General features: G+C 45.9%; 15 protein-coding genes. 10 read left to right on the top strand and 5 right to left on the bottom strand.

Annotation, left to right across the window (positions count from 1 at the left end; translation table 11 throughout):
- Positions 1-158 precede the first annotated feature (158 nt).
- From ACR9Y8_RS21640 to ACR9Y8_RS21595, 10 genes are all read left to right on the top strand, one after another.
- Positions 159-1,049, top strand: a complete 891-nt coding sequence (locus ACR9Y8_RS21640; protein ID WP_481215341.1) for a hypothetical protein — start codon at positions 159-161, stop codon at positions 1,047-1,049.
- A 6-nt stretch (positions 1,050-1,055) separates the two neighbouring features.
- Positions 1,056-1,355, top strand: a complete 300-nt coding sequence (locus ACR9Y8_RS21635) for a hypothetical protein (RefSeq protein ID WP_481215340.1) — start codon at positions 1,056-1,058, stop codon at positions 1,353-1,355.
- Positions 1,356-1,527: 172 nt separating this feature from the next.
- On the top strand, positions 1,528-1,713 hold the full coding sequence (locus tag ACR9Y8_RS21630; protein ID WP_481215339.1) for a hypothetical protein: 186 nt from the start codon (positions 1,528-1,530) through the stop codon (positions 1,711-1,713).
- Positions 1,714-2,309: 596 nt separating this feature from the next.
- Positions 2,310-3,767 (top strand): hypothetical protein, encoded by a 1,458-nt coding sequence (locus ACR9Y8_RS21625; RefSeq protein WP_481215338.1) that lies wholly within the window; start codon positions 2,310-2,312, stop codon positions 3,765-3,767.
- Between the two features lie 109 nt (positions 3,768-3,876).
- The gene (locus tag ACR9Y8_RS21620; protein WP_481215337.1) at positions 3,877-4,818 is read left to right on the top strand and encodes a hypothetical protein; all 942 of its coding nucleotides are present in this window, start codon (positions 3,877-3,879) and stop codon (positions 4,816-4,818) included.
- Between the two features lie 15 nt (positions 4,819-4,833).
- Positions 4,834-5,586 (top strand): hypothetical protein, encoded by a 753-nt coding sequence (locus tag ACR9Y8_RS21615; RefSeq protein WP_481215336.1) that lies wholly within the window; start codon positions 4,834-4,836, stop codon positions 5,584-5,586.
- Between the two features lie 387 nt (positions 5,587-5,973).
- Positions 5,974-8,331: an RHS repeat domain-containing protein gene (locus ACR9Y8_RS21610; protein WP_481215335.1), complete on the top strand. Its 2,358-nt coding sequence runs from the start codon at positions 5,974-5,976 to the stop codon at positions 8,329-8,331.
- Between the two features lie 5 nt (positions 8,332-8,336).
- Positions 8,337-12,839 (top strand): DUF6443 domain-containing protein, encoded by a 4,503-nt coding sequence (locus tag ACR9Y8_RS21605; RefSeq protein ID WP_481215334.1) that lies wholly within the window; start codon positions 8,337-8,339, stop codon positions 12,837-12,839.
- Positions 12,840-12,849: 10 nt separating this feature from the next.
- Positions 12,850-13,152, top strand: a complete 303-nt coding sequence (locus ACR9Y8_RS21600; RefSeq protein WP_481215333.1) for an immunity 53 family protein — start codon at positions 12,850-12,852, stop codon at positions 13,150-13,152.
- Positions 13,153-13,846: 694 nt separating this feature from the next.
- Positions 13,847-14,374 (top strand): DUF5063 domain-containing protein, encoded by a 528-nt coding sequence (locus tag ACR9Y8_RS21595; RefSeq protein WP_481215332.1) that lies wholly within the window; start codon positions 13,847-13,849, stop codon positions 14,372-14,374.
- 44 nt (positions 14,375-14,418) lie between these two features.
- On the opposite strand, the gene ACR9Y8_RS21590 is transcribed toward ACR9Y8_RS21595, so the two are convergent.
- The 5 genes from ACR9Y8_RS21590 to ACR9Y8_RS21570 form a co-directional block, all read right to left on the bottom strand.
- Positions 14,419-15,906 carry a calcineurin-like phosphoesterase C-terminal domain-containing protein gene (locus ACR9Y8_RS21590; RefSeq protein WP_481215331.1) on the bottom strand — a complete coding sequence of 496 codons (1,488 nt, stop codon included), beginning with the start codon at positions 15,904-15,906 and terminating at the stop codon, positions 14,419-14,421.
- A gap of 72 nt (positions 15,907-15,978) precedes the next feature.
- Positions 15,979-17,502 carry a DUF5689 domain-containing protein gene (locus tag ACR9Y8_RS21585; protein WP_481215330.1) on the bottom strand — a complete coding sequence of 508 codons (1,524 nt, stop codon included), beginning with the start codon at positions 17,500-17,502 and terminating at the stop codon, positions 15,979-15,981.
- 24 nt (positions 17,503-17,526) lie between these two features.
- Positions 17,527-19,041 carry a SusD/RagB family nutrient-binding outer membrane lipoprotein gene (locus tag ACR9Y8_RS21580; protein ID WP_481215329.1) on the bottom strand — a complete coding sequence of 505 codons (1,515 nt, stop codon included), beginning with the start codon at positions 19,039-19,041 and terminating at the stop codon, positions 17,527-17,529.
- A gap of 9 nt (positions 19,042-19,050) precedes the next feature.
- Complete coding sequence (locus tag ACR9Y8_RS21575; protein WP_481215328.1) at positions 19,051-22,569, bottom strand: SusC/RagA family TonB-linked outer membrane protein; 3,519 nt, start codon at positions 22,567-22,569, stop codon at positions 19,051-19,053.
- A 110-nt stretch (positions 22,570-22,679) separates the two neighbouring features.
- A complete protein-coding gene (locus ACR9Y8_RS21570; RefSeq protein ID WP_481215327.1) occupies positions 22,680-23,639 on the bottom strand; it encodes a FecR family protein in 960 nt (319 codons plus the stop codon).
- Positions 23,640-23,676: the final 37 nt, after the last annotated feature.

Raw genomic sequence — 23,676 nt, 5'->3', positions numbered from 1 at the left:
GTAACAGCTCATTTTCAGTCATTTACAATACAACCAATCAATGAAGATGTCCGCTTTCGGCATTATTATGTCCGCTTTCGGACAGCCGCCAGGCCTGGGCATAGGCAAGTGCGTATATCGGGGGAACAAAGTGACAAATTAGCTTAATTTTGCACATCATGAAAAAGCTATTACCGTTCCTGTTTATCCTGATCGTTCATTCCCTCCATGCGCAAGACACACCCGATTACCCAGATATGCGCAGCTGGGTGATGTATCCTGGCGATACTACTGAGCGTTACGTTTTTGCTGATACTGCTTTTATACGTATTTCTCCGGGCACGAAAGAGGCGCCTGCAGATACTTTGTTTGCCGGAGATAATATTACCGTAACGGAGATCATCCCCAAAAGCCTTACTATTCGCGGGCTCAAAGGACCGTGGTTAAAAATAAACTATGCGAAGAACGGAGAACAGAAAAGTGGGTATATCTGGCAGGGACTTATCGGCTGTGCACCGCTTCGCCGGGGTGAAACGAAATTTGTGTATGGGATAGAACGGCGGGCAGATAGTATTGCTATATCCGGAACAAACAGGGATACTATACGGAGATTTCTTGTGGTTCTCAAAGTGGTTCAGAAAGGGGCTGTTATAGGGAAAACATCGATCATCACCCCTGATGATGAAACTGCGAACTTTAGTGGTGGCAGGGTAATGAGTGGTATGGGATTGAGCAATGTGCAGCAGATCGTTGTGATTACCTTCAGTGGGGAGGCTTGTGCCATTCCTACCTATGACTATTATTATGCGTGGACCCATACCGGTCACCTGGTACCTTTGCCCGGGAAAGTAAGCGTCAGCGATGCAGGGGCCTTTTACCAGGCGGAGACATTGACCTTTCCTAATGAGAAGAATGGCCAGGCTGATAAAATTATCTGGAATACGGTTACAGAAGAGGCGACGGATGATATGGATAAGGATGGTAACAATATTATGAAGGTAACGGATAAGAAGAGTGTAGTTTATGAATGGGACGGGGTGAGTGAGAGGGTAATAAAACAAGGGATATAAACCTATATGAGTAAGTACGATAAGAACGACAAGCAAAGATTGTACTGGCTGATTGATATGTATTTATCAGGAAAAATCAGCGCGTCAACTTTTTGTGACGAGTTTTACTATTCGTACGATCTGGAATTAGATCACAGCTCACTTACAGAGAATGAAACAAAATTATTTAGAGAACTTAGCAAAGTAGCAAGTAGGTTCTCCCAATACGAAGAAGATCACAAATTATATCAACGAGCCTTTTTTACTGCGGACGATCTGAAACAAAAAATCATAGAGACTAAAGAAAAACTAAAATATCAGGCATGACAGGCGGTAAGTGAACATCTATCAACCGGCAGTCCAATTGTCAAAGTTGCATTATGGTCCAAAAATCCCCTTTTTGCATGAAGCATGCAATATGAGTTTCTGTGTATTTTTAGTTAGTATAGATTATATGGCCTGTAATCATCCATTCCTCACTTTTAAACTGTAGCAAACTATGAAAAAGAACAACAAGAAAAAGCTGCATCTTGGTAAGATCAGAGTTGCTGCCCTGAGCGCGCCTCAGCAGAAAGCCGGTAAAGGCGCGAGCATATTAGCTGCTTGTAATACGCAGGGCGGCGGTTGTTTCCCTACGCATTATAACACTTGCGGTGATTGTGTACCCACTTTCCTGGAGTGTTAAGGATCACTGAAAACATGACAACGAATAAGCCGCTTCATAGTACGAAGCGGCTTATTCGTTTTATTGGACTGCGTTTAAATAACTGTTAAAGAATCATTGTAAGATTTTGATTATTAATTGAGAGAAACTATTTTATTCCCTTCAGGAATAACGAATTGAGCAAACTGAAAATATTCCTATGGCCGATATGCAGCAGTAGTGGCGACATAAAAAATGCATTAAATATATTTAACGAAAATATGACGTGTTAACAGTTGTTTCCACGCAACGTATTTGCATTCTCCCCGCTTGTTTATCAAAAAAAATTTACCCCTATTTGAAAAAAATATTCTTTCTTTGTTCCACTATGTTTGAAAATGCTATGAACTAAAGCATATTTTCCTATATCTAATTTAGCGACCGATGAATTGAAAATTTCCAGGAGTACATAATTGAGTTGGCCCAAGGCAGTGACCATTTTTTCGAACTACATGATCGAAATCCCAAGATGATGCAGGTGCAAGGCTGCAAATGAATTTTCATGCTCAGTGTATTACACCATCCTATGCGTTAACTGTCTCCAACTGTTAAATTTTATAACATTTATTCCCTACCGTATGCGTATAGCATATCTACTTATGACGGCATTGCTGTTACAGTGGCAGCATTTGTATGCGCAGGACTTACCTGCAAAGGAGCATAACCAGCCAGACAGCGCCAACAACGCTTTACACCAATTCCCTGAAAAATATTTTTCGCAGGTAAGTGGTAAATCCCGCCTCTTTGAAAAGAAGGTGAACAAGCGCTCGCAGAAAGCGCTGGAACGTCTCGCACGGCAGGAAAAAAAAATGCAGGCGAAGCTGGCAAAGATAGATTCTGTTGCGGCGAAGAATATCTTTTCCCGCTCCATCGATTCTATGGGCAGCCTGCAGGCCAGGCTTAAACAAAAAGCGGGAAAATATGATCCTTCCAAGCTGGGCGCCGGCTATAACGGTTACCTGGATACGCTGCAAAATTCCCTCTCCTTTCTTAAAGATGCCAAATCATTAGGCGGACAATCCCAAGCACTGCAAGACAAGGTAAATGGATCCCTGCAGAGCGTACAGCAGCTGCAGTCGCAGCTGCAACAGGCGGAACAGATCAAAGCTTATATCCGGGAACGGAAGCAGCAGCTTAAAGAACAGCTGGCACAATATACCGGCTTTACGAAAGACCTGGAGCAATTCAATAAGGAAGCTTATTACTATGGGCAACAGCTCAAGGAATATAAAGCATTGCTGAAGGATAAAAAGAAAGCTGAGGCCAAAGCCCTGGAGATGCTGAAGAAAGTACCGGCTTATAACAATTTCCTGCAAAAGAACTCGCAGCTGGCAGGCTTATTCAATTTCTCTGCTGCCGGTGCTGCACCGAACCTGGAAGGGTTGCAAACCCGTACCCAGGTGGAACAACTCATTCAGCAGCGGTTGGGTGGCGGAGGCCCGAATGCGCAGGCGGCGGTTAGTCAGCAAATGTCAGCGGCACGGGAAAGATTCAACGAGCTGAAAGATAAATTCCCGGATGTGGACAATGCAGCTGATATGCCGGGATTTAAGCCGAATGAAATGAAAACTAAAAGCTTTTTACAAAGGCTGGAATTTGGAGGGAATATGCAGTTTGCACGGTCTACTCAATATTTTCCTACCACCAGCGATATAGCAGGCCAGGTGGCTTATAAGTTCCATAAAAGCGGTAGCGCGGGATTAGGGGCGGCTTATAAGCTTGGTTTGGGCAGTGGGTTCAATAATATCCGGTTTAGTCACCAGGGTGTTGGCCTGCGTTCTTTCCTGGACTGGAAGCTAAAAGGTTCGTTTTATGTTAACGGAGGTTTTGAAGAGAACTATAATGCTGTCTTTACTAATACCGACCAGCTCAAAAATATAGATAACTGGCAGGGAAGCGCGTTGCTCGGTATCAGCAAGAAGTACAAAGTAAGCAGTAAACTGAAGGGTAATATTATCCTGCTGTATGATTTCTTACACAATCAACACGTACCGAGAACAGATCCTATAAAGCTAAGGCTGGGATATAATTTTTAAAGCATTGTTCAACTATGCAGATACAGTACGCACTTAACAAACATCTTTGCTTTTCTCTGTAGAATAACTAACCACCTAATTTAACAATCATCTTAAACACATTTAAAAAATGAGATCCCGTACCGCGTTTCTTTTGTTCTTTTTATTATTCAGTGCAGGCAGTATCTATGCACAGGTAGCAGATACCATATTTGTGAAAGGAGACCTGGACAAGTTCTACCCGGTGACGTTTCTTGACGCGGCTAATATCAGGAGTGTAGCCACCGAGCTGGAATTAGGCCGTTCTTCCGTATTTACGGATGGAGGCGGCAGCATAAAACGGGGTTCCCTAATCGCCAAATTCAGGTTTCATGCGCATAACTGGGGGCATGCATCAGATTTTATTGATGCTGACATCAGGGAAGCTAACTTAACTGACACCACGCTGGGCAAATTCATAGCCGGCTGGAAAGACGCGAGCACCAACAATACTGGTGGCAGAATTATCATCTGGCTGAGAGGTAATACAACTTACTACTGGAGTGCCAATTATAATGTACTTCCTGTTATTTATGACGGCGTACAGAATGCGCTACCTTACCTGCAACCGGGCGGTGGGCCGTCATACACTTACAAAACAGCTGTAGACGGGTATGTAAACCAGGCAGGGATGAGCTATATGCATACTGCTTACTTTAATGGAACAGGTAATAATTATTTTGCTGGGAATGTGGGCATTGGGACAACGACGCCGCAAGCTAAATTATCGGTAAATGGGGATATTTTCTCTAAGCGGGTGAAGGTAATGCAAACGGGCTGGCCGGATTATGTGTTTGCTCCGGATTATGAGTTGTCTTCTTTGGAGGATGTGGAAAAGTATATTAAAAGTAACCAGCATCTTCCGGGTATTCCGGCTGCGGCGGAGGTGGAGAAGGAAGGATCGGATGTGGGGGAGATGAATAAAAGGCTGATGCAGAAGGTGGAGGAGTTGACGTTGTATTTGATAGAACAGCAAAAACAAATCAAACAGCTACAAGCTCAATTGTCATCCATCAGTACAAGCAAAAAATAAAAAGTAAGCGACGTCATGAAGAAGTTACTTTTGTTTCTATTACTGTTAAGGACATATTGCCTTTTTGCCCAGAGCAGTGACTACAATTTCGTTCCCACCGCTGTTTTGCCTCCTCCTGTAAACGCAGCTAATATTAATAAAGGCGGGGATGTGAGTGTTAACTTATCTTGCGGGACCCCTAGTGTCAATATTCCCCTAGCTGAAGTTAAATCCCGTTTCCTGGGCTTCTCCGTATCGATCAATTATGCATCAAACGGCATCAGAGTAAATGAATTGGCTTCAAATATAGGGCTTGGATGGAGCCTGAATTGCGGTGGATCTGTAACAAGAACTACGCTTGGCTTGCCTGACGAAGAAAGAAGCTCCTACAACACTGATTTTACCAACTTCACAAAAACCTCATTGAGAACGGGTAATCTGGACAGGCCAACAATGACATACCTCCAGTATAAACGGGACCGCGAGTCTGATATCTTTAGCTTTTCGGTGAACGGCTTCATTCAGGGGAAATTTATTCTGGACCAGGATATGAAGCCTAAATTGTTAAATGAGAGTAACTATAAGATCAGCATGCTGTCTGCTAAGATAGCTGACGGTTTTCAGATCATCGATGACAAAGGAACCGTGTTTATATTCAATGTAGCTGACACATCAACTTATGAACGCGGTGATTGCGGAGGGAGAAATGACCGTACTCAGAAAGTGGTTAATTCCTGGCAGCTAGCGCAAATCATAAAACCTTACCAGGACACCATTTATTTTAATTAATGTTGACGACAACTATTCTTACCTCTCTGATATCAGTGAAAACGAATCTGTGTGTATTACTACGGGTATAGGCGGTTGTGTAGACGCTTCCCCAACAGGAGGTTGTCCGCTTTTCAGCGGTACTTATAGCAAATGTTTCACCTCGCAGAATGTACAGGGCAATGCATTGAAAGAGGTTATTTTCAAAAATGGCAGATTGGTCTTCGGCTATACAGCAGGTAGAAAAGATCTGACAGGGGGAAGTGCATTAACGTCAATGAGTGTGTTAAACACTACTGATACCATAAAGAAAATCACCTTTGTTCAGAATAATAATCGTTATTCAGACGGCTTGCTTCTAAGTACGAACGATACAACGCTCAGATATATCGCCTTACTTTAAGAGCTGTGAATGTAATTGATCCAAAAACATCTGTCATATCTTATAAGTACGGCTTCTCTTATTTGAAAGAGGACTCCCTACCTGCAAGAACATCTACTTCGCAAGACTTGTATGGGTTTCCCAATGGCAAGTCTAATAGATACCTGCTTACCAGCCTGGAAGATGAATATCCAACGCTAAATTATTATGCGCTGGGATATGAACGACGCTATGGTAACAGGACAATAGACACAAATTTTATCAGGGCCGGTTTATTAAGCAAGGTCGTATATCCTACAGGTGGCTATGACTCAATTATTTACGACTGGAACAGGAAGCTGGAGCAATATATCGTATACCATTATAAAGATTTTGGATTTGATCAGTGCGCTCCTACCAGTGCAGGCATTACCGACAGCAGTCTGCTCGATATTCCATTTAATCAGACCGTTAACATGCGTCTACTGGTCACTCCGCGCGAACCAGGATATGAAGGCCACGATGAAACTATCTTTACGATCAAGCTGGCCAGCAATAACCAGGTAATATATACTACGCGGCTAAACCTCGCATCGAACGATGGAGAATTCACAAAAGACCTGGCCTTAAATGCGGGTATGTATAAAATTATCCAACGAACTGAAGGACGGTTCATCTGCGGCTATTCCAATATGAAATACCAGGAGATGCCTCCTGATACATTGTACAGGGCTGTTCCGATAGGTGGTGTCAGCGTATCAAAAATAGTCAGTACAGATCCTGTCGCTAAAAATGTTACGATTAAAACCTATGTATATAAAGATAAAGAAGATGGTGATTACTCGACTTTCCCCTTGGTAGAAGATGCAAAATATGTATACAGGAACGATGTTAAGCGATTCGTAAATTGTGATCGCTTTACAGACTGCGTGGGCGGAACATATTGTAGTTACCTTGTTCATGGCAATTCAATGGTTCAACCGGAATCAATGATCGGTGGTAATTTCTTTTATCACCGTTCCGTTATTGAGGCGACTACCGGACCCGACTCCATCGACAGAGCCGTTTTGCATAAGTTCGCTTATAATGAGACATTTACCGGCGACGTTCAGAACGGGGCGATGATACCTAACACTCCTTATGGCATTTATCCCGATCTGCTAATCGGTGAGGTCAGCACATCTTATTATTCGTATAATAGGCGGACAAGGCAAACAATTCCTTATAGAAAGGTTGACAGAACATATACAAGCAGTAGAAGCCTGATCGTCAACAATTTTAATGTTGTGCAGATCTATGAGTCTCCTTGTATGTCTACCCCGGTTACAGAAGTAGAAATGGGCGCCTACAATATAAATTCATATCCTATTTTTTTTCAGAAGAACTTGCTGACTGCGACCTATGATACCTTGTACGCTAATACCGGATTTCCGTATATAGCAAATTACACATTGAGTAGCTATACAGACACGCCATTTACTACGCTCCGCGTGTCTGGCTCTGGCAATAGCAAGGGAGAATTGCGCAGCCAGTCGTTTAAATATTTTTTTGATGATCCATCTAATAGTCTTTACAACCCGCTACTGACGCAGAACAAAATTGTCCCTATAGAAGTAACCGAATTTGTAAACAGCAGATTTGCCCACCGGAACAACATTACTTATACATATACAGATGCCCAGAACAGGATCATTGAACCATTTCTGTACCTGGAAACAACAGCCCTCGGCGGTCCACCTAGCGTGACACAAAAGACAAAATTTGATGGCTACGGGAATGTTATTGAGGTTAAGGCTAAAGAGCAACTGACAAGCTTTTTATGGGATTACAACAGTTGTAACCTTATCGCTGCAGCGAACAATGCTGCGCAGCAGGACATTGCCTACACAAGCTTCGAAGCAGATGGCAGTGGCAACTGGTCTGTATATACCGGGACCCGGGATCGCACAAGTTCCATTACGGGTGGATGGTCGCTGAATCTCAATGCTTTATCCGGTGTTGGCACGATGGCCCAGGGTGGTATATCAAAAACAGGCCTCGACTCGTCAAAAGAATACGTTCTTTCCTACTGGACGAGAAATCCCGTTGCATATACAATTGCCGGTACGCAGGGAACACCTTTGAAAGGGAAGACAGTTAACAGCTGGACTTATTTTGAACATTACCTTAAAGGCATTAAAAGCGTTACAGTATCGGGCACAGGCTATATTGATGAACTACGTCTGTACCCGTTAAACGCCCAGATGACCACCTACACTTATACCCCACAGGTAGGAACCACCTCTCAATGTGATGCCAACAACCAGATCATCTATTATGAATATGATGGTCTTGGACGTCTGAAGTTGGCGAAAGACCAGGATGGGAAGATCTTGAAACAATATGAATATCAATACCAGCAATAAATTATATGCAAAAACTTAATGCACTTATTTTTTTACTGGGTTATGCCATCTCATTGCAGGCTCAGAACAGACCTGACACAAATAATATCCGGCCCGCGGCAGCGGCGGTAACAACACCCGCTGCCTACACTAACACCCAGATCAATTATGTCCGTACCTGGGAACCCAGTATGCCCAGCTCCGATCCGGTGGCAGTGAGAGCTAACACCGACGTAAACCAGGTGAGGCAGACCACACAATATTTTGATGGATTAGGACGGCCCTTACAGACTGTTAGCAGAAGCATCACACCAGGCCTTAAAGATTTGGTGGCACCTATTGTATATGATGCTTATGGCCGGGAACAATTTAAATACCTGCCTTATGTGCCTAAAACGGGAATTGTAAATGACGGCAGCTTTAAGCCGGATCCTTTCAATGGACAAAAGGCATTTTACCAGGATCGGAATCTTACTCCAGGGGCAGCTGGTGAAGCGGTGTACTATAGTCAGACAGAATATGAAGCCTCCCCGCTGAACCGGGTATTAAAAGCTTTTGCCCCTGGCAATACGTGGGCAAAGGAAGGTGGCAATAAGCCTGTTGAACAGCAATACCTGGTAAATGGTTTAACAGATAGCGTGCATATCTGGGATATGCCGTCTAATGGAGGTATTATTCCAAGCAGCAGTGCCAGTCGCATTTATGGAGTAGGCACGCTATATAAAAATGTAACCAAAGACGAGCGGGGTATGCGGGTGATTGAGTACAAGGATAAAGACGACCGCACAGTGCTGAAGAAAGTGGAGCTCACGACTAACGCCTTGGATGGTCATGTGGGCTGGCTTTGTACTTATTACGTTTATGATGACCTGGGAAATCTGCGCTGTGTCATTCCTCCTAAGGCGGTAGAACTGATCAGGTCCGCCTGGACGATCGATGCGGTCACCGCCCGAGAGCTTTGTTTCTTTTACCGTTATGATGGCCGTAACCGGATGATCATGAAAAAAGTGCCGGGAGCAGATTCTACGGAGATGGTGTATGATATGCGGGATAGGTTGGTGTTTACCAGAGACGAGAATATGCGGAATGCTGCGGATAAGAAATGGCTGGTTACATTCTATGATGCGCTGAACAGGCCAGCCATGACGGCATTATATAGCTCAGCTTCTACAAGGGACACGCTACAGACCAGCATGAATACGGCAACTTCCAATACTCAGACCATTGCGCATCCCATTGCCGAACAGGCAGACCTGGAGTTCGGCTATTTTGATGGCCGCGCGAAATATACTGCCCGGAAAAGTATTACGTTTGATGGAAGCTTTGATACGGGCATAAACGGGACAACAGATGCGCTCATTGATCCGGCAGCGAACCAGGATACATTTAGTATTGTAGCAATAAACCCGCTGCCTAATATTGCCGCCAGCGCACTAACGCCATTGACCTATACTTTTTATGATGATTATAGTTTCACTGGAAAACATAATGCCATAACAGGCGATCTTACTACGCCAACATTCTCTGGTAGTCCCTATGCAGAAATAATAAGCAGCACCAGCAATATGACACGCGGACTGGTAACCGGAACCAAAGTAAGGGTGCTTGGTACAGATCAGTGGCTGACTACAACTACCTACTATACGGATAAAGGGCGTGTATTGCAGGTAATTGCTGATAATGTCAGCGGAGGCAAGGATGTGGTGAGCAATATTTATGACTTTAGCGGAAAATTGCTGAGGACCTTTCAGCGGCACACCAACGTACGCAGCGGTACCACACCCGAAACGAGGTTGATCACTCAAATGTTGTATGATGCGGCAGGTCGGGTAACAGATGTGATGAAAAAACTGAACGACAGTACGCAGCTGACAATAGCCAAGAATGCCTATGATGAACTGGGTCAACTACAAACCAAACGTCTGCATGTAAAGGGCAGCGGTCAGCTGGAAACCCTCCGCTATGAGTACAATATCCGTGGCTGGCTGAAAAGCATTAATAAAGGCTTTGTAATTACACCTATCAGCTATAATAGCTGGTTTGGTCAGGAGTTGAGCTATGATTACGGCTTCCGGGATAGGCAGGTAAACGGTAACATTACAGGTATTAAATGGAAGAGCGGCAGTGATGGTAAAGGGCGAGCCTATGGTTATACCTATGATAATGCAAACCGGTTAACTACAGCTGACTTTACCCAGAATAATCCTGCAGGAAGCAATAGCTGGGACAGGGCCCAGCTGGATTTCACTGTTGACCAGCTGGCGTATGATCCAAATGGCAATATTCTTTCCATGCGGCAAAAGGGGATGAATGCCACCAGCATTCAAACTATAGACAGTTTGAAGTATGGTTACCTGCTGAATAGTAATAAACTGTCGTTTGTAACAGATAGAAAGAACAACACTGCCAGCCAATTGGGTGATTTTAAAGAGATCAATAATAATGAGACGGCTGACTATGCCTATGATTCCAGTGGTAATTTAATTAAGGACCTGAATAAAAATATCGCTGCTATCAGGTACAATCACCTGAACCTGCCGGATAGCATTGCCATTACTGGAAAAGGCGTTATCAGGTATTTATATGATGCCGCCGGGACCAAATTACGGAAAATTGTTACCGATAATACCGCTACACCGGCTAAGATCACTACCACTGATTATATCGGTGGTATCGTTTACCGGAATGATACCATGGAGCTGATAGGGCATGAAGAAGGACGGATACGGCCAGTGTACGTGGCGGGACAGCCTGTTAAATATTACTATGATTATTTCCTGAAGGATCACCTGGGTAACGTGCGGACGGTACTTACCGACCAGACGAATCTTTCTATGTATACTGCGACGATGGAGACGGCTAATGCGCCTACAGAAGTTGCCTTATTCAGTAACGTGGAAGAGACCAGGGCGGAAAAGCCGGCGGGGTATCCGGAGGATCAGATGGTTGACAGTAACCAGTACGTGGCGAAGCTGAATGCAAAGAATGGTAAGAAGATTGGTCCTTCGCTGGTGTTGAAAGTAATGGCGGGAGATACGATACAGATTGGTGCCAGGGCATTTTATAAATCGAATGGCCCGAAGGATAATAAATCTGTTAGTCCAGAGGATATGGTCGCGAATTTGCTGCAGGCGTTTGGCGGGGTTGCTGGAGGGGATGCTACCCATGGTAATGGGCAAGCCGATAGGGTGCTACCCTTTGGCAACTTTAATGGCAGTGATTACCAGCGGTTAAAGGAAAGGGATGCGGACCAGAACCAGCAGGATAAACCGAAAGCGTATCTGAATTTTGTATTATTCGATGATCAGTTTAACTTAGTGGAGGAGAATAGTGGTGTAAGGCAGGTAAAAGGAGAACCGGATGATTTACAGACGCTGGCGGTGGATAAGATGCCGATTGCGAAAAGCGGGTTCTTGTATGTGTATACCAGCAATGAGACGGAACAAGATGTGCTCTTTGATAATGTAACGGTAGCGGCGGTGAATGGGCCGTTGTTGGAGGAGACGCATTATTATCCGTATGGACTTACAATGGCAGGGATTAGTAGCAATGCGCTGAAGGGAATGAATTATCAGGAGAACAGGTTGAAATATAATGGAAAGGAATTACAGAGCAAGGAGTTCGGTGATGGTAGTGGTTTGGAATGGTATGACTATGGTGCAAGACTACAAGATCCACAAATAGGAAGATGGCACACAATAGACCCCTTGAGTGAGAAAGGCAGGAGATGGAGTCCATATGTTTATGCCTTTGATAATCCGGCAAGGTTTATCGATCCAGATGGTATGTGGCCGGATTGGCCTACATGGAACGATGTCAAGAACGCAGGGAAAGCCCTTGTAGGAGGTGTTGGTGGGACAGTTATAGGTACAGTCGATAATCTCAGTGGAGCAAGTTTTAGAAGTGCTGTTGCCTCCAATATTTCAGATCCATCTATTGCGTCTGGTTGGAACACTGGATTAGATGTTGCAGATGTTGGAGCTATGTTAGGTGGCCGGAGTGCTCAAGTGGGTGGTAGTGCGATGACGGCATCAGCAGCAACAGTAACTATAGCAAGCGGTGGTCTGGCACTAGAAGGTAGTGCACCGCTCGCACTGGGCGGTTTAGGTATCTCGGTAATTGGCACTATATTAAATGGAAACGGAACTGCTAATTTAGCTTCACAAAATGGTAGGGTTTATGCAAAAGGTGATAATAAATTAGAAGCTTATAAACCAGATCCTAACACAAATGAAGGTCCACCAGGTGATCATACATCTTTTAGGAGAGACAGCAATGGTGACATCTACAAATATGAAGAATTTACTCAAAACCCTCGGAATCCAAAAGGGTTCGACTCAGGAAAAAGATTTGATGGAGGACAGGGGAATGGCCAACCTGGCAACCCACACACTAATACAATAACTCAGGACAAAATACCTACACCACATGTTAATGGGAGGAATATACCTGGAGGAGTAAGAGCTCCAACACCTGATGAACTGCCTAATAATAGCAGATTTATTAAACCTGGAGGGTTAACTATTTAAAATTTAATTCATGGAAGGAATAATTAATTGGATCGCAAACTGGTTTGCCTCCCATTGTGATGGCGATTGGGAACACGAGAATATTCTAAGAATTGAAGCCACGAGTAATCCAGGCTGGTTTATTACAATTGGACTGTCTGATACAGAATTGGAGAATGTAGAATTTAATATGGATGCAATTGAAAGTAGCGAGAACGATTGGTATTTTTATAAGGTGCATAATGGCGAATTTACCGCCGCCGGGGACTTAAGTAAGTTGCAGTTTTTGCTAAGTAAATTTAGGGAGTTAGTTGAATCAAATGTAAAGCATTAGCGAACAGCTAATGCTATTAATAGTGTGGCCGCAGGCATTAGCTTGCGGCTTTTTTACATTTGCTTAAGCTTAAAGTACCTTAGCAATATCTTTAACACATTAAGAGTACGCTTCACTTCCTCCCGTTCGTACTATCTTGGCGCGTTTGCGGCCATAGACGAGGCGCCTGGCATCAGCACATCATCCGACAGCAGACCGTAGGATCAGCAGTATTACCCCATATCTGAGCGATAGTCGCCACTTCATCTATGCCCCGTACGTTCTCCCTCATCTTCACCTATGCGATTTTTTGTGCAATTGGAAAAGGAAGCCTTATTTTAGGGACAATAACAGTTCTTTGAAGATTACTTGGTCGGAGTCTTCCCATATTGAAGGAAGATATTCAAGAAGCTTCTGACTATTATAATAAAAGGTTATTAGGTAAATAATTTTTAAAGGTCATTTTAAGAGTTAGGTGCCTTTTTATCCCTAGTATTCTGTATAACGTTATTGGCCACAAATGCAGCTTATCTTTAGAGAAGCCATGCTTATCACATGAATATTAGAAAAGACTATAGGGCTTTTTGTTAGTAGAATATCTTTTGTACTTGGATTTAGGAAATAGGAACATGGCATTAATGCAGGCAATTAATGTTCTGAATCAAAATAGCCAAAAATCAAATAGCAATAAGAAGCGATAAATAAGAATAGTTCAATGTCATTATCAGAAGACAATCCAATTAAACAGACCCAAGACTCTCAAGACGTTTTGACTTTTATAACCACTGCAAAATCCTATTGTGCGTGTATTGAGGGCTATCAGACCAGAAATGGTAAAGAATTTTTATTGGTAGTACAAACTAATTTATTGGCCCTTTACCGGGCTGCCAATAAATTACCTGATACTTATCCAGAAAACAGCATGGAATCGAACCGAGATATAGATAGCGATTTCTTAAAAAGAATAATTGAGTTTATCGCAGAGCGGTTAATGGATAATCGGTATTACCTTCATTTATTTAACCCTACTGATGAAAGCGACAGAGATATTTGTTACGGCGATCTCCTTGATGACCTTGGAGATATCTACAAAGATTTAAAGGAGTCAGTATTAATCTTTGATATTGGTACCGACGCAGCAAAAAAGGAGGCCATCTGGCAGTTCAAATTTAACTTTGATAGTCATTGGGGAGATCATTGTATTGACGCTATTTACGCGTCCCATTATTTTTTAAGAAAGTAAAATAAGTAGGAGGGCACCTCTTCATTGAGGTGCCCTCCTTTATCTTATCCAACTATGTCCTCATACACATTTCCAAACCTATCTGTCACTTTCACCGTAACCTTCTCAGCCTCCGGCGATGGTTTTGCAAAGAACATATGATCAGTCAAAGTTGGTTCTACGAACTTGTGTTTTTTAGGCAGCGATGGCCCCGCGTATAATTCCACCGCCAAGGGATCATAGGCCACCCGGGGTTCCATATTGCCTTTCAGTACACCATCTTCATACCATTCTACTTTCCATTTGTTATCCCAGTTCCAAACATTGGCGGAAATTTCATCAGGCAGCTCTTTGATATGACCTTTAGGATATACCCTGACTTGCTTCTCTTTAGCCAGACCGGTGGATTTGTAATACCATTTGATATCTGAGCCATCCACTTCATATACACCATAGCCAGCGGGCGTACCGTCGCCACAAATGGGGCCCGTCCACCAGGCGCCGCAGACAGTGCCGTGGTTGTGCTCCATGATATCGCCTTCTTCCCAGTTGTCGTTAAAATGGGTATGACCACTCATGATGTGCACTTTGAAAGGCTCCAGCAGTTTATACAGATGTTTCCTGTTGGCCACTACCCCACCCGGCTCTTCTTCTTTATTGGCTCTTCTGGAAGCGCCTGTGAAGGTGGGAATGTGGAGGCTTACCACCACTGTGCTGCCGGGTCTCACCCGGGCAAGATCCTGCTCAAGCCACTGCAGCTGGTTTTCGGTGATATAGCCGATGTATTTTTTAGCAGCGCCGATGAAGAAAACATCATCCAGCACTACGTAATGGATCTCTCCACGATTAAAGGAATAGTAAGTTGGACCGAATTGCTGTTTGAAGGTATTGGCGGATTGGTCATCAGAACGGGCTTCCAAGTCCATATCATGATTACCGATCACGTTGTAGAAGGGAATACCGCTCAGTTCAACAGCGCGTTTATAATCGTCGAATAATTCAAAATGATCCCATACCAGGTCGCCACAGCCAATACCATGAAAGAGGGTGCCTTTAGGATAGGATTGCACAAGTGCCTGCAGGTCGGGAACAGACTGGCTCATGAGCAGCTCTACGTCCTTCTTGGAGATCATCTGCGTATCCGCCCATACCACGAAATTATGTTTGCGGTCATCGGTTTCCAGCTTGGTTAATTCAAAATCGTTATTGACAGTGCTGCTGCCTTTTGAGATAGGACGATAGAAAGCAGCAATACCTTTCTTTTCAGGGAAGGCATAGCCGGAAGGTACGCTGATGTATACGAATGCGGCGGTGGCATTGCTTTCCAGCTCGTACTGTCCATTCTTATCTGTTTGTGTGATGTTGATCCCGTCTGTTACAGACACGCCGGCGATACCTTTTCCTTTGCTATGTACTTTACCTTTTAAGGTAATAAGGGAAAGGTCGGTATTGTTGCGTTTAGCGAATGGCTTAGCCTGCAGCAATGCGCCAGGCATCGTCAGTAATGGCCCGGTGAATCCCAGGTTCTTCAGAAAACTTCTTCTGTTAAGCATAATATATAGTTAGGCTGAGTGCTTAACGCTGAACGCTGCCTGCGTTATGCGTTAGGCGTTTAGCGTTAAGCATTATTTCAGTATAGTGGCCCCTGTACCTTCAATTTCAGTAATGGCTGATGTTTTCGTAAGCAGTACGTTATTTTGTATCCTGGCTTTGGTCCATCTGCCCAGGGCCAGGTTGTATTCTCCGCCCAGCATGTTAAAATACCCTAAGTCGGCAGTGTTGTATACCAGGCTGAGGGTATTGGAACCGGCGCGGTAGAAAGGCTGGTCTTGCAGTGTAATAGGATTTTTTACGTCGTACCAGTCTGTGTTGGTAATACGGTATCCCGCAGCGGGCGGACCTGCAGTGAAGAGGCTCCCACCGGTGGCTACAAAGATTACGTCTACAGGCCTGGAATCAACGGTTACGGTGGAGTCAGCAAATACGGCTACACCGGAGGCATTACCGCTGTTTGCAAACAGGCCGCCGGTTTTGTTACCGAAGCCGTCGCCGTCCTGGGTAGTGTAGTTGAAGGTCCTGATCCAGTTGGAAGTGCTCATACTGGTGGAAGAAGAACCATTGATCATTTTACCTGTACCTCCTACATAAAAGAAGCTGCCTTTGGCTGCAAAGCCGGATGATAGGCTAAACTTGAAGGTACGCATGCCACCGGTAGCCCATCCTTTAGCAGGATAGCCGGTAGGCGTAGAAGCGTTGGCGTTATTGGTCACTACTACTGCAAAAGGAGTCGCTTTAAAATCAATGTCGCGGGTAGCCAGGAGCTGTACATATTCGTAGTTACCGTCGCTGCCTTTCACATCGCTCATAAAGCCGGTGATCACACAGGGCGGGATCTCAATCACGGAGCTCAGTATGGTCACGTCTGAGGCTTTGCGCAGGCGCAGCTGCGGTACCAGCTGACCATCGGCGCCCGTCGTATTGAGAATAATACCGGAAAAGTTGGCCATAACAGGCTGCAGGCTGTCTGCAAAAGCAGCGGAGGTTTCCGTATGCAGGGTGATGTTGCCAAAACCGTCATTCAGTATTTTGTCTCCACCCAACACATCTTTAGGGCCAGGCAAGGGATCAAAGCCTCCCTTTACGACTACACCCAAAGTGCTTTCGTATTTATCAGGATTAGCGAGGATAAGATTATTAGACACCCGGTTGATAGGAATCGCATTGCCGGAAGACACTTTGGTGATATCGCTTTGCTGGATACCGGTGATCTGGAGGATGCCATTCACCCTTTTCAGCACCCCACCTTCCACATCGATGATCACGGAATCACCTGGCACGTAACTGGCTGCAGCAGCGCCGATAGGAATGGCGATACCACGCAGCTGTGATAAACGGCGGCTGTCCTGTACAAACAGCAAACCTTCGGGCAGGTTGCCGCCGGAGTGATCTGATATCACCATGGCGGCGAGCTTGCTGGAACCGTACATATTTTCTACGGTAAGGGTAACATCGCTCCCCGTGTACAAATGCCTGATATCAAAGATGGCTATGTAGGGGCTGATGACACCACCAGGGTAGTTATCTTTTTCACAGCCCCACATAAAAGCCACCAACGACAACAGAACGGAATATATAGTTAACTTTTTCATTGTGCTCCTATTTTTAACCTTGAATTATTTTTTCTGCCACCATACTTCGGTAGCAATTACATCTGGCCCCTGGGACGCTACCGCCGCTTTGTAATTAGTGGGATTGGTAGATTGTACATACACCGGGTAGGTCATCCTGGCGGGCATCACCCCATTGTTTCGCAGACCAGCGCCCTTAGGCAATACGGGGTGACCTGTACGACGATATTCAAACCACTGCTGCAGGTCGGTAAGAAAGAGCGCATAGTATTTCTGCAGGTGAATCTTCTCCATCTTCTGGTCCAGCGTTTCGCCTTCCAGCCATTGGATATCTGCAGCAGCTAGGAAGTCGGTAATAGACTCTGTCCAGTTAGGCAGCCATTGGGTAATGCTGGCCTGTGCGCCGGTATTATAATAGGTTTCTGCAGACTTATTGATCCACCCTTTGGCGGCTGCTTCTGCGAGGATAAAATTCACTTCAGCATAATTCAGGATCATGCCCGTAAGCGGATCATTCATCAGTGTGCGGGCGGAAGAAGTAGAATAGAAGTAAGATCGCTTTACCGGGTTCTCCCCGGGAGCATAGCCACTGGGCACTCCTACATATGCGCCTGAAGAAGGTGCAATACACCAGCGGTTGATGCTGCTGGTGCCGTAAGTAGGAATATCGATACGCGGATCATTCCAGGTGGCCAGGTGATCTATAAAGAAGCTGGCAATACCGGGTGCACGGAAGTCCTGCTCCCTTACCGTCATCAGGGGAGACACGTAAGGCCCTGCGCCTGTCCATCTTAAAATGGCAGATTCGTCGTTGCTGGAAATGATAGGATAAGTACTGGCTTTTGTTTCTACTATCTCGCGGATCTTGGCAATACAGGTATCCGTTACTTCTGCTTTACCGGAGATCCTCAACAGCAATCTTAAATACAGTGAGTTGCCAAACTTGCGCCATTTGGCCACATCGCCATAGTATATTGGGTCGCTGGAGCCTGTGATGGCGGTATTGGCACTCAGCAAAGTGTTCGCATCTTCCAGCATTTTAAAAAGGCCCATGTAGATATCCTTCTGCTTGTCAAACTTAGGCTCGATGATATCCTGGTCTTTTGCCAGGTTGGACTCGGTGAAAGGAACATCACCATAGGAGTCTGTCAACATGGAATAGATCCATGCCTGGCAGATGAGCGATATGCCCAGGTATGATTTGTTATAGGTGATCTCATTGCTGGCGCCTTTGTAGATATCCTTGAAATTCGTAAGCTCAGCGTACCAGCCGTTATACAGATAATCTGACCAGGTGGAGCGGTAATCATACCGGAACACTTTACCTTCTGCATCGCTTACATCCACGGTCACCTGCATCAATTCGTTATTGAAGGTGCGGTTACGTATCTGGTTAACCGTCATCGTACCCACCAGCGCGGGCGCCAACAATTGCTGCGGCAGCGCGTAGGGTGTATTATTCGGGTCGGTATTGATCTCCTGGAAATTTTTGGTACAGGACGTGAACAGTATACTGCACATCACCAGGGCACCACTGATTTTATATATGATCCTCTTCATATTTAAGTATTAAAAGCCAACAACTAAATTAACGCCGAAGGTGCGGGTAGATGGGAACTGGCCGATCTCAAAGCCTCTTACGATATCGGTTCCGTACAAGGTACCGAACTCCGGATCGAAGATGGGCCAGGGCGACCAGATAAACAGATCGCGGCCGTAGATGCCGAGAGAAGCGCGTTGCAGCCCCAGTCGCTTAGCTACCTGCGGTGGAAGGGTATAATCCAGGCGTGCTTCGCGGAACTTCAGGAAGTCGGTGCTGAAAGTGCTGCCTTCTGCGTTGTCTACGCCGTAGTGAGAACGGTAGTATTCGTCGATATCGGTTGCGATCACGTCGTTGGGACGGTACTTACCATCACCATCCTGTACCACGCCATTACCGATAATGCCGCTGTACCTGCCGGGCAGTGTCTTGGTCAGCTTACCCTGTTCTGCCAGCTTGTAGTGCATGAGCGAATGCGCTATGGCGCCAAACTGTGCATCGAAGCGAAGGTTCAGGTGGAACTGTTTGTAACGGAAATCATTACCGAAACCGAGCTTCCATTTAGGGATAGTGTTACCCAGGTACTTCACATCCTGTGTGAGCAGCGCGAAGCCTGTTTTGGAATCGTATACTACCTGTCCGTCGGGAGAGCGCTGATAGCCTCTTCCATAGAGGTCGCCCATGCTGCCGCCTACCATTGCAACGAGCTGCCCGCCGCCTACAGGGCCCGTTTTCAGCACAACGGAACTATCCGCCAGTTCCCTGATGGTGTTCTTGTTAGTAGAGGCGACGAAATCAACATTCCACTCGAAATCTTTGCCCTTTACAGGGTTGCCGTTGAGCGCCACTTCCAGGCCTTTGTTGTTCACTTTACCAGCGTTGATCACGGCATACTGGTAACCGGAGGCGCGATCTACGGTACGGCTCAGGATCTGGTCGCGGGTGATACCGGTATAGATGGAGACATCCAACCCGAAACGGCTGTTGAACATCTTCACATTGGTACCGGCTTCGTAGGAGATGGTCCTGAGCGGCTTCAGGTTGGGGTTGGCCAGTGTGGAGGGATTCTCCAGGCCGCCATTATACAGGCTACCGGCAGAGGGATAATTATAGGCTGTCTGATAAGCAGTGGTGGTACCGCTACCTACGCTGGCAACAGAGAAACGCAGTTTTGCAAAATTGATGTAAGATGGCAGCTTGACCATATCTGATATGATCCAGGCTGTACTGACGGAAGGATAAAAGAAACCTGCATTGTCGGTACGGGCAGGTGTGGCCAGGGTACTGTTCCAGTCCTGGCGGCCGGTGATATCCAGGTAGATGTATTCTTTATAATTGATAGAAAACAACCCGTAAAAGCTGTTGATGCCGTATTTGCTTTTCCACGGCATGGTTACCAGCGGACCGGCAGCGTTAGACATGGTATAGATGCCGGGATATGTGAGGGAGTCTGCACGCACCTCATCCTTGTTGTAAGTATTTCTTAAGACGCTACCACCGGCTGTGGCAGTGATCTCCAGGTCGTGGCCCACTTTCTTGTGATATCGCAGCAGGAAGTCGGAGCTGGCTTCCATAGAGAAAATATTCTGTGTGCGGTAACTGCCTTTCGGATATTTAGCGCCTGCATCAAACGGACGTTCCTGTGCACGCTGCTCATAGCCAAAGTCCATAGAGGCGCGTAATTGCAGGCTCAGCTCATTGGTAAAATTATAGAGCGCCTGTACGTTACCGGTCAGCGAGTGGCGGTTGGAACGGTTAATAAATTCATTGGCGATGGCATAGGGGTTTTCGGGGAAGGAGCTGAAAGGATATTTGATCACACGGCCTTCCTGTCCCTTAGCCCAGTAGTTCTTTAACCAATCCGGATCAGCATTGGGCTGCCAGAAGATGTACCAGTACATGATGGACTGGTTGCCATAGCCATTACCGGGAAGGTTATCGCTCCATTTATTGGTATAGTTGATCTTGGAGGAGATCTGCAGTTTGTCGCTTACCTTGGAGTTGACAGACATGGATATGGTGTTGCGGTCATACCCGGTATTCGGTATGATCCACTTGTTATGCACGTTGGTAAAGGAGAAACGGGCAGATGTCTTCTCTGAACTACCATCTATGGAGATCGTGTTGGCATAGGTTTGCCCGGTATTAAAAAAGTTGCGGAGCTTATTCTTGTAAGGTACCCAGGGCGTTCTCTGTGTTCCTACTGTTTGCGTTACGGGATCGTATTGATAGAACATTTGTCCTTCAAAGCGCGGACCGTAAGCGGAGCTTGTACCGCTGGTACTGGCGCCGTCTGCGGAAGCGCCGAAGGAATAATAGTCGGCGCCGTCGAGGCCTTGTCCATATTCATACTGGAGATCGGGCCAGCGGTTGGGCTGTTCTACGGAGGCATTGGAGTTCAGTGTAACGCCCAGTCCTTTCTTCTTGCTGGTCTTACCAGATTTTGTAGTGATAATGACCGCACCGTTAGCGCCGCGTTCACCATACAATGCTGCTGCTGCAGGTCCTGACAGGATAGATACGTCTTCTATATCTTCCCCGTTGATATCGTTCAAACCACTGCCATAGTCTGCAGGCATATTATCGCTGCTGGTACCGTAGGCAGATTCTCCGTCTACGGCGGTACGGCGGCCACTGCCCTGGTTCACCACCACATTATCTACTACCACCAGCGCTTCATTATTACCCGTGAGGTTATTTTCGCCACGCAGGATGATCTTGATGGAACCGGTAGGCCCGCCGTTTGAACGGACCAGGTTCAGACCAGGCACTTTGCCAGACAATGCATCCATCCAGTTGGCGGATGGAGCGCTGGTGAGCTGCTCCCCTTTTATCACGGTAGCAGCATAACCCAATCCTCTTTGTTCTCTTTTGATACCGAGCGGAGTAGTTACGACTACTTCGTTCAGCATTTTGGAGTCGGGCTGCATTTTCATGTCCAGGATCTGCGTTTTCTCCACCGGTATTTCGCGGCTGGCATATCCTACAAAGGAGAAGATGAGGGTGGCGTTCTCAGAACGCAGGACGATGAGATAGTTGCCGTCTGCATCTGTTACGGTACCCCTGTTGCTGTTCTTCGCCTTGATGTTCACACCAGGTAAAGGATCTCCGTTCTCATCGGTCACCCGGCCACGCACCACGATATCTTCGTTTGCGGCCGCGGCGATGTTGCCTGTCCACTGGTTGGACTGACCGCGATGGATGATGATCTTTTCCTTGAGCTGCTCAAAGCTGAAACCTGTACCAGACAGGATCTTGCTAAGTACAGCTGCTACTGTTTCATTGTTGTAAACGCCGCTGATGCGTTTGTCTGCTCTTTTCAGCTCCAATGCATCGTACATGAAACGTGCATTGATCTTTTCTTCGATCTTGTGTAAAGCTCCGGTCAGGTCTTCATTGTTCAGCTCCAGCGATATTTTCTTTTCTATCAACCTTTCTTTCTGACTGAATGCCCAAACCGGTGGCAGACATATCATTAATGCCGCTATCAGCATGCATAGTTTTCGTTGCATGCTATTGCCCCCATTGGTAAGTACAGCTTTTTTCATGTATCTGTTTTTATAATCTTATTGTTTACTTCCTGTTTGTTATGGCAATGAGGTACCTGTTCTCATTAACAGCAATGAAAAATTTCACACTAAAAGGTGACCGTTCGTGTTTATGGATATGTTATGCTGATGGCTCCTTCGGTTGTTCTTTCCCAATTGACGCCTGTGGCCAGGGAGAGGGCGGTCATCATATCATCTAAATTATCATCGTTCGCAAAATCGCCGGAGAACTGTTTGCCGGAGGCAGTTGACGGCATGATGAGCCGTACACTCCACTTTTTTGCAATAACATTTAATACCTGTTCCAGGGGCACTGCAGTGAATGAAAGGCTGTGCTGTGTCCAGGACATCAGCTGTGGTATATCGAAGGACTGCCTGCCCGAGCTGCGTGCCTGCTTGTCATAACGCACCTGCACACCGGGGCGTAATTCGCCCAGCTGCTGTTCGTCCGCAGCTACTTTCACTTTCCCCGTTACTACGCTGACGGTGGCAAAGGCCGCTTGTTCGGTTACCACGAAGGAAGTTCCTAACACGGTTACATCCAGCGAGTGTGTATGTACAATAAAAGGTTGCTTATTCTTTGCCACTTCGAAGAAGGCTTCTCCTTCGAGGGTGGCTGTACGTTCATTGCGGCGGTAGACAACAGGGAAAGTAATGGAGGCGCCGGTGTTCAGGGTCACCATGGTTTGATCCGGCAGCTGTACCCGTTTGATCTCGTAAGGTCCCGCTTTGATGGTTTGCTTTGCGATGGGCGCGATGGTGTCCTGCAGCTGGTAGCGGAATACCCATCCCAGTCCGCCGGTGGCTACCACCACTATCACAGCGGCGGCTATACGGGTAAAAGTACGTAAACGGCTGATGGGCTTCACCGGGGTGGCTGCCTGCCCGGCAGTGATGGCGCGGAGCCTGGGCAGCAATCTACCTGCAACGATGTTCTTTCTTTCTTCCGTGAGCTGGTAATCATTGGATCCTGTTTGCTGGAACCATTGTTCTATCAATACCAGGTCTTCATCGGTAGCCTGACCGTTGAGATAGCGTTGTATTACTTTTTCAAATCCGTTTATGTCCATCAAAGCGTCTTTACCTATATGTCTGGTAAATGGAGCT

This window comes from Chitinophaga sp. SVR4-12A (genome assembly GCF_056754765.1).
The sequence above is the reverse complement of the archived record's forward strand: the minus strand, read 5'-3'. Positions and strand labels throughout refer to the sequence as shown.

What these genes read in the sequence shown, in the direction of transcription:
- ACR9Y8_RS21595 (WP_481215332.1), top strand. Translation starts at nt 13,847, where the DNA reads ATGTCATTATCAGAAGACAATCCAATTAAACAGACCCAAGACTCTCAA.
- ACR9Y8_RS21620 (WP_481215337.1), top strand. Translation starts at nt 3,877, where the DNA reads ATGAGATCCCGTACCGCGTTTCTTTTGTTCTTTTTATTATTCAGTGCA.
- ACR9Y8_RS21615 (WP_481215336.1), top strand. Translation starts at nt 4,834, where the DNA reads ATGAAGAAGTTACTTTTGTTTCTATTACTGTTAAGGACATATTGCCTT.
- ACR9Y8_RS21575 (WP_481215328.1), bottom strand. Translation starts at nt 22,569, where the DNA reads ATGAAAAAAGCTGTACTTACCAATGGGGGCAATAGCATGCAACGAAAA.
- ACR9Y8_RS21585 (WP_481215330.1), bottom strand. Translation starts at nt 17,502, where the DNA reads ATGAAAAAGTTAACTATATATTCCGTTCTGTTGTCGTTGGTGGCTTTT.
- ACR9Y8_RS21590 (WP_481215331.1), bottom strand. Translation starts at nt 15,906, where the DNA reads ATGCTTAACAGAAGAAGTTTTCTGAAGAACCTGGGATTCACCGGGCCA.
- ACR9Y8_RS21640 (WP_481215341.1), top strand. Translation starts at nt 159, where the DNA reads ATGAAAAAGCTATTACCGTTCCTGTTTATCCTGATCGTTCATTCCCTC.
- ACR9Y8_RS21605 (WP_481215334.1), top strand. Translation starts at nt 8,337, where the DNA reads ATGCAAAAACTTAATGCACTTATTTTTTTACTGGGTTATGCCATCTCA.
- ACR9Y8_RS21630 (WP_481215339.1), top strand. Translation starts at nt 1,528, where the DNA reads ATGAAAAAGAACAACAAGAAAAAGCTGCATCTTGGTAAGATCAGAGTT.
- ACR9Y8_RS21635 (WP_481215340.1), top strand. Translation starts at nt 1,056, where the DNA reads ATGAGTAAGTACGATAAGAACGACAAGCAAAGATTGTACTGGCTGATT.
- ACR9Y8_RS21625 (WP_481215338.1), top strand. Translation starts at nt 2,310, where the DNA reads ATGCGTATAGCATATCTACTTATGACGGCATTGCTGTTACAGTGGCAG.
- ACR9Y8_RS21600 (WP_481215333.1), top strand. Translation starts at nt 12,850, where the DNA reads ATGGAAGGAATAATTAATTGGATCGCAAACTGGTTTGCCTCCCATTGT.
- ACR9Y8_RS21570 (WP_481215327.1), bottom strand. Translation starts at nt 23,639, where the DNA reads ATGGACATAAACGGATTTGAAAAAGTAATACAACGCTATCTCAACGGT.
- ACR9Y8_RS21580 (WP_481215329.1), bottom strand. Translation starts at nt 19,041, where the DNA reads ATGAAGAGGATCATATATAAAATCAGTGGTGCCCTGGTGATGTGCAGT.